The 11,762-nt window shown below is 72.3% G+C and carries 12 protein-coding genes; 7 read left to right on the top strand and 5 right to left on the bottom strand.

Annotated features, from left to right (window positions below; genetic code table 11):
• The first annotated feature begins 111 nt into the window (after nt 1–111).
• The 3 genes from BM536_RS16145 to BM536_RS16135 all read left to right on the top strand — a co-directional run bounded on the left by BM536_RS16145 (nt 112) and on the right by BM536_RS16135 (nt 1,846).
• Nucleotides 112–564 carry a helix-turn-helix domain-containing protein gene (locus BM536_RS16145; RefSeq protein ID WP_073492094.1) on the top strand — a complete coding sequence of 151 codons (453 nt, stop codon included), beginning with the start codon at nt 112–114 and terminating at the stop codon, nt 562–564.
• A gap of 98 nt (nt 565–662) precedes the next feature.
• The gene (locus tag BM536_RS16140; protein WP_073492095.1) at nt 663–1,325 is read left to right on the top strand and encodes a hypothetical protein; all 663 of its coding nucleotides are present in this window, start codon (nt 663–665) and stop codon (nt 1,323–1,325) included.
• Nucleotides 1,326–1,510: 185 nt separating this feature from the next.
• The gene (locus BM536_RS16135; RefSeq protein WP_079274938.1) at nt 1,511–1,846 is read left to right on the top strand and encodes a DUF2516 family protein; all 336 of its coding nucleotides are present in this window, start codon (nt 1,511–1,513) and stop codon (nt 1,844–1,846) included.
• A gap of 32 nt (nt 1,847–1,878) precedes the next feature.
• Here the strand turns inward: BM536_RS16135 and BM536_RS16130 are convergent, their stop codons facing one another.
• The 3 genes from BM536_RS16130 to BM536_RS16120 form a co-directional block, all read right to left on the bottom strand.
• Complete coding sequence (locus BM536_RS16130) at nt 1,879–3,246, bottom strand: PP2C family protein-serine/threonine phosphatase (RefSeq protein WP_073492097.1); 1,368 nt, start codon at nt 3,244–3,246, stop codon at nt 1,879–1,881.
• A 314-nt stretch (nt 3,247–3,560) separates the two neighbouring features.
• Complete coding sequence (locus tag BM536_RS16125; RefSeq protein ID WP_073492098.1) at nt 3,561–4,661, bottom strand: C40 family peptidase; 1,101 nt, start codon at nt 4,659–4,661, stop codon at nt 3,561–3,563.
• Between the two features lie 463 nt (nt 4,662–5,124).
• Entirely contained in the window at nt 5,125–5,916 is a 792-nt protein-coding gene (locus BM536_RS16120) for an SAM-dependent methyltransferase (protein ID WP_073492100.1), read from the bottom strand.
• Between the two features lie 288 nt (nt 5,917–6,204).
• On the opposite strand from BM536_RS16120, the gene mshA reads away from it, so the two are divergent.
• From mshA to BM536_RS16105, 3 genes are all read left to right on the top strand, one after another.
• Nucleotides 6,205–7,542 (top strand): D-inositol-3-phosphate glycosyltransferase, encoded by a 1,338-nt coding sequence (gene mshA / locus BM536_RS16115; RefSeq protein ID WP_094103062.1) that lies wholly within the window; start codon nt 6,205–6,207, stop codon nt 7,540–7,542.
• The gene (locus BM536_RS16110) at nt 7,535–8,068 is read left to right on the top strand and encodes a type III secretion system chaperone family protein (RefSeq protein ID WP_073492101.1); all 534 of its coding nucleotides are present in this window, start codon (nt 7,535–7,537) and stop codon (nt 8,066–8,068) included. The genes mshA and BM536_RS16110 overlap by 8 nt, the downstream gene beginning before the upstream one ends.
• A 62-nt stretch (nt 8,069–8,130) precedes the next feature.
• Nucleotides 8,131–8,937: a hypothetical protein gene (locus tag BM536_RS16105; RefSeq protein WP_211362884.1), complete on the top strand. Its 807-nt coding sequence runs from the start codon at nt 8,131–8,133 to the stop codon at nt 8,935–8,937.
• On the opposite strand, the gene BM536_RS16100 is transcribed toward BM536_RS16105, so the two are convergent.
• Nucleotides 8,930–9,766, bottom strand: coding sequence for a helix-turn-helix transcriptional regulator (locus BM536_RS16100; protein WP_094103061.1), 837 nt, complete (start codon nt 9,764–9,766; stop codon nt 8,930–8,932). The genes BM536_RS16105 and BM536_RS16100 overlap by 8 nt on opposite strands.
• A 49-nt stretch (nt 9,767–9,815) precedes the next feature.
• Between BM536_RS16100 and BM536_RS16095 the strand changes: the two genes are divergently transcribed.
• Nucleotides 9,816–10,241, top strand: coding sequence for a DUF2000 domain-containing protein (locus tag BM536_RS16095; protein ID WP_073492102.1), 426 nt, complete (start codon nt 9,816–9,818; stop codon nt 10,239–10,241).
• Nucleotides 10,242–10,349: 108 nt separating this feature from the next.
• Here the strand turns inward: BM536_RS16095 and BM536_RS16090 are convergent, their stop codons facing one another.
• Nucleotides 10,350–11,672 carry an MDR family MFS transporter gene (locus tag BM536_RS16090; protein WP_073492103.1) on the bottom strand — a complete coding sequence of 441 codons (1,323 nt, stop codon included), beginning with the start codon at nt 11,670–11,672 and terminating at the stop codon, nt 10,350–10,352.
• Nucleotides 11,673–11,762 lie beyond the last annotated feature (90 nt).

The raw sequence follows: 11,762 nt of genomic DNA, 5'->3' as shown, positions 1-11,762 counted from the left end.
GGCGGGGGGTGGACGGCCCGTGGGCGGATCGGGGTGGTCTTCCGCGTGGCGCAGCGCACTTTTGCAAGCGGGTGCTTGCAATTGTTAGCGGGGGTGGGGCACTGTGGAGGCATGGCATCGCTCAACGTCGGCAATCTCGGTGAGTATCTGCGCGAGCAGCGGCGGAACGCCCAGCTCTCGCTGCGGCAGCTCGCCGACGCCGCCGGGGTGTCCAATCCGTACCTGAGCCAGATCGAGCGAGGGCTGCGCAAGCCGAGCGCGGAGGTGCTGCAGCAGGTCGCCAAGGCGCTGCGGATCTCCGCCGAGACGTTGTACGTCCGGGCCGGCATCCTCGATGCCGAGCGCGACCGGGACGACGTCGGGACGCGGGCCGTCGTCCTCGCCGATCCCACGCTGACCGAGCAGCAGAAGCAGGTGCTGCTCCAGATCTACGAGTCCTTCCGCAAGGAGAACGGGTTCGTGGGCGGCGACGGCGCGGTGGACGCCCGGACGAGCGAGGACGCCGTACCCGGCATCCGCACGGTCGGCGGCGCCGACGCCGATCCGCAGCAGACGGCCGGTTGACCGGACCAGGGGACCGGCCGCCCGACTGCGGACCCGCACCAACCGACATCGACGAACACGACGAACACGACGCACGCGAATACGGGAGGACCATCACCATGGCCATCAGCGACGACCTGCGCAAGACCCTCAGCGACCCCACTCCGCTCTACTTCGCCGCCGGCACCGCCGACCTGGCTCTGCAGCAGGCGAAGAAGGTGCCGGGCCTGGTGGAGCAGCTGCGCACCGAGGCGCCCGCCCGCTTCGAGGCCGTCCGCAACACCGACCCGAAGGTCGTCCAGGAGAGGGCCGCCACCCGCGCCAAGGAGGCCGGCGCGAAGGCGAAGGAGGCGCAGGAGACGCTCCAGACGAAGGTCACCGAGTTCATCTCCTCCCTCGACGGCGACATCAAGAAGATCGGCACCACGCTCGACGCCGACCTGAAGAAGATCGGCGAGTCCGCCCAGGACATCGCGCTGCGCAGCGTCGGCGTCGCCGCCGAGTACGCCGTCAAGGCCCGTGAGACCTACGAGAAGGTCGCCGAGCACGGCGAGCAGGCCGTGAAGACCTGGCGCGGCGAGGCCGCCGAGGACATCGAGGAACTGGCCATCGCCGTCGAGGGCAGGGTCGAGCCCGCGGCCGAGGCCGAGCCGGAGCCGGTCCTGGTCAAGGACGAGCCGAAGACCGCCGTGGCCGACGCCGAGGCGAAGAAGGCCCCGGCCAAGAAGGCCCCGGCCGCGCGCAAGGCCCCCGCGAAGAAGACGACTCCTGCGGCCGAGTGAGACCGGCGGGGGACACAGGGTACGGATCCCGGTACGGACGACGGTACGGATCCGGAAACGGCGACGGGCCGGGCACTCGGGGAGTGCCCGGCCCGTTGTACGGGTAGCGCGGGCGCGGTTGCGGGTACGGTGACCGCGTAAGGACGAGCCATGACGTGCCGAGTCGGGTGGTGGACGTAGTGCTGATGGAAGGTTTCGCGGGGTTCATGTCTCTGCTGAGCGTGGCCCTGATCGTGTTCAGCGGCTTCGCTCTGTTCGACGCGGCCATCCGCCGCGAGGACGGCTTCCGGGCCGCGGACAAGAAGACCAAGCCGTTCTGGATGATCATTCTCGGGATCGCCTTCGTGGTGAGCCTGATCTTTCCCATCCTGTCGTTCCTGCCGATCATCGGCCTGATCGCGAGCATCGTGTACATGGTCGACGTCCGGCCCGCCCTGCGCTCCCTGCCGGGCGGCGGCCGCAGCAGAGGCGGCGGCTCCAGCAGCGACGGACCGTACGGGCCGTACAACGGAGGACGCTAGCCCCGGCCGACCCCGTCAGGCCTTCCCGGCGTCTACGGCACCCGGTCCAGCAGGACCACCGCCACGTCGTCCGTCAGCTCGCCGCCGTTCAGGTCGCGTACCTCGTTGACCGCTGCCCGCAGCAGATCCTCGCCGGTCAGTCCGTCCGCGAGCTGGCGGCGGATCATCTCCACCATGCCGTCCTGGCCCAGCCGCTCCCGGCCCTCGCCGATGCGGCCCTCTATCAGCCCGTCGGTGTAGAGCATCAGGCTCCACTCGGCACCCAGCTCGACCTGCATCCGCGGCCAGCGGGCGCCCGGCAGCAGCCCCAGCGCGGGGCCGTTGTTGTCGTACGGCAGCAGCCGGGCCGGCCGGTCGGGGCGGGCGATCAGCGGCGCCGGATGACCGGCCAGGCACAGGCCGGCCCGCCGGCCGTCGGGCGCGATGTCCACCGTGCACAGCGTCGCGAAGATCTCGTCGTCGTCGCGCTCGTGCTCCAGCACCTGCTGGAGTGTGCTCAGCAGCTGGTCACCGCAGAGCCCGGCCAGCGTCAGCGCCCGCCAGGCGATCCGCAGCTCCACGCCGAGCGCCGCCTCGTCCGGGCCGTGCCCGCAGACGTCGCCGATCATCGCGTGGACGGTGCCGTCCGGGGTGCGGACGGTGTCGTAGAAGTCGCCGCCGAGCAGCGCGCGTGAGCGGCCGGGGCGGTAGCGGGCGGCGAAGCGCAGCGGGGAGCCCTCCAGCAGGGGCGTCGGCAGCAGGCCGCGCTCCAGGCGGGCGTTCTCCTGTGCGCGCAGCCTGCCCTCGGCGAGCCGCCGCTCGGCGGTGTCCGACCGCTTGCGCTCGACGGCGTAGCGGATGGCGCGGCTCAGCAGCCGTCCGTCCAGCTCGTCACGGAACAGGTAGTCCTGGGCGCCGACGCGCACCGCCTCCGCGCCGCGCTCGGCGTCACCGGACGCGGTGAGCGCGAGGACGGCGTGCCGGGGTGCCAGTTCCAGGACATGCCGGAGTACGGCCAGCTCGTCGTCGCCGGCGGCGCGGCCGGGCGCCGGCAGGGCGAGGTCCAGCAGGATGCAGTGGACGTCGTCGGTGAGCAGCCGCTCGGCCTCGGTGAGGTTGCGGGCGGTGCGCATCCGGATCGGCTTGCCGGCCGAGTCGAGCAGGTCGGGCACGATCGGGGCGGCCGTGGGGTCGTCCTCGATCAGCAGCAGTGTGAGGTTGGTGTGGGCGGCGGTCACGTCGTGGGGGACGCCGTCGCCGGGCGTGGCGTTGTTCTCGACCGTCGCTTCCCTGCGATCGTCGGTCCGGTCGTCCGTGCGCGGGGTCCCTTCGGTGAGGGGACCCCCGCCTGCGGGCGCGGCCTGCGCCTGACCACACTCCACGGCCGGGATCGCTCTCTGCCGCGGTACGGGTACGGGCATCGTTTCGGGTTCCTTCCCTCCCCCCGAGGGCATGGCGGGGACGAGGGACCTCGACCCACCGACGGGGACCATAGCGGCAGAAGGCGCCGCAGCGGAATGGTGTACGGCACGTCGCTCGATCTCTGGCCGGCGTCATATGCCGCGATCCGTACCGCACTTGGGCAGGGCGGTACGGGAGCCGGGATGACGAAGGTCACGTCCGTACGGGTTTGGCGCCGAGAGAGCGTGCCGCGCGTCACGTGGCCGTGGTCACGCGGGCCGTACGTCGGGTTCGGCGACCGCCCGCCGTCGCACGCGGCCACCCACCCGGTGCCCTACGCGCCGGGCCGCACCACGCCGAGGATCGGCATCGAGCCCGCCCCCGCGAGGGTGACCGTCCGGCCGGGGCGGGGGGCGTGGACCATCGTGCCGTCGCCGACGTACATCGCGACATGGCTGGCGTCGTCGAAGTAGATGATCAGGTCACCGGGGCGCATGTCCTTGACGGCGACCTGCTTCAGCTGCCGCCACTGCTCCTGCGAGGTGCGCGGGATGGCGACGCCGGCGCCCGCCCAGGCCTGGGAGGTCAGGCCGGAGCAGTCGAAGGTGTCCGGCCCCTCGGCGCCCCACACGTACGGCTTGCCGATCTGCGCGGTGGCGTACCGGACGGCCCGCGCGCCTTGCGCGGTGGCCTCGCCGGTGGTGGCGCCGTCGAGTATCCCGGTGTCCAGCCACGCGGTCTGCGCCTTCTGCGCGGCCTGTTCCTGGAGCCGGGCGAGGCGCTCCTTCTCCTCCTTCTCCAGCGTGGACTCGAGCTTCTCGGCCGCCGCGATCTGCTTCTCGATCTTCTGCTGGGCGGTGGCCTTGGCCTTGCGGTTGTTCTCCAGTCTCTGCCACTGGGCGGAGGCGTCCTTGGTGTACTGCTCCAAGTCCTCCTGGGTGCGGGTCATTTCGCCGAGCAGGCCCTTGGTGGCCCGCTGACCCTGGATCACCCGGCCCGCGCCGTCGAGGAAGTCGCCCGGGTCGTCGCTGAGCAGCAGTTGTGCTTCGTCGGGGAGGCCGCCGCCGCGGTACTGGGAGCGGGCCGCGGCGCCGGCGCGGTCCTTCAGGTCGTCCAGCTTCTCGCGGCCCGCGACGATCTTCTTCGCCAGTTCGACCAGCGCCGCGGACTGCTTCTTCGCCTGCTCCTCGGCCGCGTTGTAGGCGTCGGTGGCGACGGCCGCGTCGTGGTACAGCTCGTCGAGCTTCTCGCGGACCGCTTCGAGGTCCTCGTTGGTCGCGGGCGGTGCCGTCAGGTCGGGGGCCGTCGTCGGTGCCGTCGACGGGGCCGGCGTGGGGCTGGGACTCGCGAACGCCGTGCCCGGCACCGCCAGGACGGTGACCGCGCAGACCACGGTCACGGCCGCCGCGAGCAGGCTGCGCTTGCCCGTACCCATAACGTCCCCCAAAGCTGATTTACCGTCAGTAACTTACGGTCGCCCGGGGGATCGTGCCACGCCACGACGGAAAACGACAGAGGTAGTCCTTCCCTTCGCCCCCACCCCGACATGACGATCTCCCCTTCTCTGTGACGAACGCCTCACGGGGATCGTTCCCGAGACCGAGACCGGGACCGAGACCGGGACCGAGACCGGGACCGGGACCGGGACCGGGAGCGGGAGCGGGAGCGGGAGCGGGACCGGGAGCGGGAGCGGGAGCGGTTGGAGGTGCCGGAGGGGAACGAGGCGTCTCCGGGGGAGAGGATCCATCCGCGTTCGGCACTTGCGGCTGCCCTGCACGCGGGTTCCGCAGGCGGGTTCCGCACCCACGTTCGGCACCCGGGTTCCGCACCCGGTTCCATATGCGCACCGCTCACCCAGCCCCGAACCCGCTCCCCACACCGGGCACGCTTCCTGGTCGCTACCCGCGAGGCGCCAACGCCCCCCACGTCACGGTCACTTCCCCCTGCCGCCACCGCACCGGCCCGTCCGTCACCGGCCAGTCGGCGGTGAGGGCCCGCGCCGTGCGGATCCATCGCTGGCGGGCGCCGTAGGAGGCGTACGGCGCGGCAGCGGCCCAGGCGCGGTCGAAGTCGCGCAGGAAGGCGTGCACCGGTTCGCCGGGCACATTGCGGTGGATCAGCGCCTTCGGGAGCCGTTCCGCCAGGTCCGAGGGGCGCTCCAGCGACCCCAGCCGGGTCGCGAAGGTGACCGTGCGCGGGCCCTCCGGGCCGAGCGCCACCCACACGTGCCGCCGCCCGATCTCGTCGCACGTCCCCTCGACGAGCAGTCCGCCCCGTGACCCTCGCGCGGGGTCGGCGGGGGCGAGCCGGGCGCACAGCCGCTCCCAGACCGCGGCGACCTGGTCCTCGTCGTACTGGCGCAGCACGTTGGCGGCGCGGATGAGGTGCGGCGGCCGTGTCACCGGGACCTCGAAGCCGCCGTGCCGGAAGGCGAGGCCATCGCGTTCGTACGGCTTCGCCGCGGTGACCCGGGCCGGTTCGATCTCCACGCCCACCACGCGCGTGTGCGGGGCGACGGACCGCAGCCGGGACAGCAGCTCGACGGCCGTCCAGGGCGCGGCGCCGTAGCCGAGGTCGACGGCGACGGGGTCGGCGGCGCGGCGCAGCTCGGCGCCGTGGACCGCGACGATCCAGCGGTCCATGCGGCGCAGCCGGTTGGGGTTGGTGGTCCCGCGCGTGACCGTGCCCACGACGGGGGTCCCCCCGCTCGGGCGAAGCCGGGAGTGGGGGAGGGGCGGCGTGCGGGGGGACATGCCCACGAGCGTAGGCGGTACCCGGCGGGGGAAGCCCCACCGGCCACAGGCGCCCCGGACGCCCTCCGCCCTCGAACGGTTGAGCGACAAACGGTAATGACCAGGCAAAAACCGCCCCGCCGCACATCCGTACGGAATGGGAATGCCTGGTTCCCGCGTTGGACCCCCTTGGAGGGCGCCCCACACCCTCCGTCCGGCATGCCCGCAGCAAGGAGGAAACGCCACGTGAGCCAGTACGTCAGCAGGCTCGGGCGTCGCTCTTCGGCGGCACCCCCACGACTGCGACTGCACCGCCGTCCCCGGCGTGTCGCCATGCTCTCCGTGCACACCTCACCCCTGCACCAGCCCGGTACCGGCGACGCCGGCGGCATGAACGTATACATCGTGGAGCTGGCCCAGCGCCTCGCGGCGATCAACATCGAGGTCGAGATCTTCACGCGGGCCACCACCGGCGGCCTCCCGCCCACCGTCGAGCTGGCGCCCGGCGTCCTCGTCCGGCACATCGACGCCGGCCCCTACGAGGGCCTCGCCAAGGAGGAGCTGCCCGCGCAGCTCTGCGCCTTCACGCACGGCGTGATGCAGGCCTGGGCCGGCCACCGCCCCGGCCACTACGACCTCGTCCACTCGCACTACTGGCTCTCCGGCCACGTCGGCTGGCTCGCCGCCCAGCGCTGGGGCACCCCCCTGGTGCACGCCATGCACACCATGGCCAAGGTCAAGAACGCCAACCTCGCCGACGGCGACACCCCCGAGCCCGCCGCCCGCGTCATCGGCGAGATGCAGATCGTCGCCGCCGCCGACCGCCTCATCGCCAACACCGCGGAGGAGGCCGACGAACTCGCCCGGCACTACGGCGCCGAACCCGGCAAGATCGCCGTCGTCCACCCCGGAGTCAACCTCGACCGCTTCCGCCCGGCCGACGGCCGCGCCGCCGCCCGCGCTCGCCTGGACCTCCCGCAGGACGCCCTGATCCCGCTGTTCGCCGGCCGTATCCAGCCGCTCAAGGCCCCCGACGTGCTGCTGCGCGCCGTCGCCGTCCTCCTCGACCAGCGCCCCGACCTGCGGTCCAAGCTGGTCGTGCCGGTCGTCGGCGGCCCCAGCGGCAGCGGTCTCGCCAAGCCGGAGGGCCTCCAGAAGCTCGCCGCCCGCCTCGGCATCTCCGACGTCGTACGGTTCCGTCCGCCCGTCGGGCAGGACCAGCTCGCGGACTGGTTCCGGGCCGCGTCCGTCCTCGTCGTGCCCTCGTACAGCGAGTCGTTCGGGCTGGTCGCCATAGAGGCCCAGGCCACCGGCACCCCCGTGCTCGCGGCCTCGGTCGGCGGGCTGCCGGTGGCCGTCCGCGACGGCGAGACCGGCTTCCTGGTGCAGGGCCACGAACCGGCCCGCTACGCGCGCGTGCTCGCACAACTCGCCGACCACCCGGAGCTGCCCGCACGCATGGGCGCGGCCGCCGCCCGGCACGCGCAGTCCTTCGGCTGGGACACGGCGGCCGCCGCCACCGCCGACGTCTACACGGCCGCCGTACAGTCCCACCGCCGTCACGTACGCTCCCAGCATGGGTGAGGCCAACATCGGTGGTGCGGGCAGGAGCGACGGCGAGCAGAGTGCCGCGCGGGTCGTCGAGGACGTCCTGAAGGACGCCGAGCTGGAGTGGGAGAGCCCCGAGCCCGGCAACTACGTCGTCCAGCTTCCCGGCACCCGCAAGCTGAGGACGACCGTCTCCCTGATCGTCGGCCGCCATTCCCTGTCGCTGAACGCCTTCGTCATCCGTCACCCCGACGAGAACGAGGCGGGCGTCCACCGCTGGCTCCTGGAGCGCAACCTCAAGCTGTACGGCGTGAGCTACGCCGTCGACCCCCTCGGCGACGTCTACGTCACCGCCCGCCTCCCGCTCTCCACGGTCACGCCGGAGGACACCGACCGGCTCCTCGGCCAGGTGCTGGAGGCCGCCGACGGCGCCTTCAACACCCTGCTGGAGCTGGGGTTCGCCTCCGCGATCCGCAAGGAGTACGCCTGGCGCGTCTCCCGCGGCGAGTCGACCCGCAACCTCGACGCGTTCCGCAACCTGACCCAACGACCCAGCGAGTAGACCCCTGCTGACCTGCTGTTAGCCTGCCGCGACCTGATCCCCACCGGAGAAAGAGGTCGCGCATGCGCGCAGGCAGATCCACCACCGTGGCCGCGGTCGCGGGAGCGCTCGCCCTGACGGCGTTCACCGCACCGGCCGCGGAGGCGGCGGACACCGGCATCACGGTGTCCGACGTGGTCGTCAACGGCGGCAGGCCCATCGTCGTCGGCACCACCCAGGAAGTACGCCCCGGCGTCAGCTTCCGCGTGACCTGGCCCGCGGGCCACTCGCTCGCCACGATCGACGCGAACCCCTTCCTCCACCGCCACGACACCACCGCCGCCAAGGGCTTCGTCAGCGGCGGCATCTGGATGGGTCTCATCACCTGCAACGAGGACGGCTCGCGCGCCGCGAACTGCACGGGCGACTTCTTCATCGACCCGCCGTACCGCCTGGACTCCAACGGTGACGCCACCACCTGGAAGGTCGCCTTCAACGCGATGGTCTGGACGGCGGACGACCGCCTCAAGAGCCAGGAATACCTGACCGGCCTCGGCAGCACGCAGATCAAGCGCGGAGCGAAGGCCACCGCCAACGCCTCCCCGGAACCGGTCGTCAAGGGCAAGACCCTCACCGTCACCGGCCGCCTCACCCGCGCGGACTGGGTCAAGCACGCCTACGTCGGCTACGGCGGCAAGGCGGCGAAACTCCAGTTCCGCAAGGCGGGCACGAGCACCTACTCCACCGTCAGGATCGTCAACGCCGACTCGGCGGGCCACCTGCGGACCACGGTCACCGCGAACGCCGACGGCTACTGGCGCTGGACCTTCGGTGAGACCGCCACGACCGGTGGCGCCTCCGCGGCCGGCGACTACGTCGACGTCAGGTAGCGGCAGCCGCCGGGGCGGGCGCGGAGCCGTACCGCCCCGGCGTCACCCCCACCAACCTGCGGAAGTGCCGGGTGAGATGCGCCTGGTCGTAGAAGCCCGCGGCCACCGCCACGTCGCCCGCCGGCAGCCCGTCGAGCAGCAGCCGACGGGCCCGGTCCACCCGGCGGGCGGTCAGATACCGGTGCGGGGCGATGCCGTACGCCCCGCTGAACGCCCGCACCAGATGCGCCGGATGCGCCTGGAGCAGCCCGGCCGCCGTGTCGAGCGTCAGCCCCTCCGTCACGCGCGCGTCGAGCAACTCCCGCAACCGGCGCGCCAGCACGGGGTCGCGATGCTGCGGCCGTACGGCCTGACCCGGCCGCAGCAGGCCGCGCAACCGCTCGCCGATGAACGTCAGCCGGCTGTCGGCCTCCAACTCGTCGCCGGGCCGGGACAGCGCGCCGTGCAGCTGGCCCACCCGCCGCCGCAGCACCGGATCCCGCAGATCGGGCCCGTCCACCGCCGGCCCGATCAGCTCCTCGCCGAGCACGCTCGCGTCGAGGTACAGCACCCGCTTGCGGAAACCGTCCGGGGTGACGGCGGAGCCGTTGTGCGGCACGTGCGGCGGCAACAGCGACACCGTGTCGTGCGGGGTGCCGTGCTCGTGCCGGTCGAGGTCGTACCGTACGGCCCCGTCGTCGACGATGAGCAGCGTCCACGCCTCGTGCACGTGCATCGGATAGGCGTACCCGGTGAAGTGCGCGTGGAAGACCTCCACGACACCCGGCACCTGCGGGCGCCAGGCGCAGACATCGGCGGTCGGCCGCGGGGCCGGGCGGGAAGCGGCCATGCAAAGAACGTACAAGACGCCGTCGTACGCCGGACGGCAGTCTCGTGGCATGAGCACTGAACCCCTCCGCTTCGACACGAAGATCGCCGTCCTGCTGCGCGAGGACCTCGAGACCTGGCAGCGCCTGAACGTCACCGCGTTCCTGGTCAGCGGCCTGGGCACGGAGGTGCCCGAGGTGATCGGGGAGCCGTACGAGGACGCGGACGGCGTCCCCTACCTGCCGATGTTCCGCCAGCCCGTGCTGGTCTTCGAGGGCACCAAGGAGACGTTGACGGCGGCCCACGCGCGCGTGCTCTCCCGGTCCCTCCCGCGCGCGGTGTTCACCGGCGACCTCTTCACCACCGGCAACGACCGCGACAACCGCGCGGCGGTACGGGCCGTGCCGACGGACGCCCTCGACCTGGTGGGACTCGCGGTGTACGGGCCGCGGAACGCGGTGGACAAGGTGCTGAAGGGGGCGCGGATGCATCCGTGAGGGCAGGCTCAGTGGTGCATCGGTGAGGCCGTGAGTGGAGGCTCACTTACGCATCGGTGAGGCCGTGAGGGAGGCTCACCGACGCATCGGTGAAGCCGTGAGGGAGGCTCACCGACGCGTCCGTGAGGGGCCTGGGCGCGGCGCCGGGTCAGGCAGCCGTGCGACCTGCACGTCCGCCTTGGCCGCCGCCGGGCGCTCGGCCGGGGCCTCCTCCGGCGGCAGGCCCCGCATCAGCACCGCGTACCCGACACCCGCCACCGTCCCGACGACCGCGCACAGGCCCCACAGCCACTCCGCGCCGTACCGGTCGATGACGACACCGGACGTCAGCGGGGCGGTGAGCGCGGCGACCGCCCACGACATGGAGTACATGCCCTGGTAGCGACCGCGGCCGTGGACGGGGGAGAGGCGGACCACGAGGCCGGTCTGGGTCGGCGCGTTGACGATCTCGGCGAGGGTCCACACGCAGACCGTCAGCGCGAACACGCCGACCGAACCGGCGAACGCGGTGAGCCCGAAGCCGTACCCCGCGAGGACCGACGAGATCACCAGCAGCCGGCCGGGATCGCGGTGCTGGATGAACCGGGTGACGGGGATCTGGAGCGCGACGATCAGGACGCCGTTGACGGCGATCGCCATGCCGTAGTCGGCCGGGGTGAAGCCGGCCGCGCCCATCGCCACCGGCAGGCCGACCGCCCCCTGCTGGAAGACGAAGGCCACCAGGAAGGACAGCCCGACCACCCCCATGAACCGCCGGTCGCGCAGTACGGTCCCCAGCCCGACGGCGTCCTCCTCGGCGCCCGTGCCGCCCTTGCCGCCCCGCTCCGGGCGGGACTCGGGAACCTTGAGGAACACGACGATCGCGCAGGCCAGCGTCATACCGGCCTCGATCAGGAACCCGGCGAGATAGCTGAACTCGGCGATGAACCCCGCGCCCATCGAGGAGATGGCGAAGCCGAGGTTGATGGCCCAGTAGTTGAGGGAGAACGCCCGGACCCGGTCCTCGGGCGGCACGATGTCGGCCATCATCGCCTGCACCGCGGGCCGGGAGGCGTTGGAGGCCACGCCGACGAGGAATGCGACACCGGCGATGGCGAGCGGGTGGTGCACGAAGCCGAGAGCCGCCACGGACAGCGCGGTGCCGGTCTGTGCGACGAGCATCGTGGGCCGCCGCCCGAGCCGGTCGGCCATCACCCCGCCGGCGAGGGACGAGACGACCCCGCCCAGCCCGTGCAGCGCCGCCACGAGACCGGCGTAGGAGGCGGAGTAGCCGCGGTCGAGGGTCAGATACAGCGCCATGAAGGTGGCGACGAAGGCGCCGAGCCGGTTCACCAGGGTGCTGGTCCACAGCCACCAGAACTCGCGCGGCAGCCCGGAGACGGTCTCCCGGGCGGCACGCCGGAAGGATCTGACGGAGACGACGGACGACATGACAGATCCCCCGGATGTAAGCGGCGCAGGCGGTGCCTAGAACTTACGAGGGGGTCGGCGACGTCGACCACTCAATTAACAGATCCCGTC

It is taken from the genome of Streptomyces phaeoluteigriseus, from assembly GCF_001896135.2.
GTDB classification, from domain to species: Bacteria; Actinomycetota; Actinomycetes; order Streptomycetales; family Streptomycetaceae; genus Streptomyces; species Streptomyces phaeoluteigriseus.
Note: the sequence above shows the minus strand (reverse complement) of the source record. Positions and strands in the feature narration are given on the sequence as shown.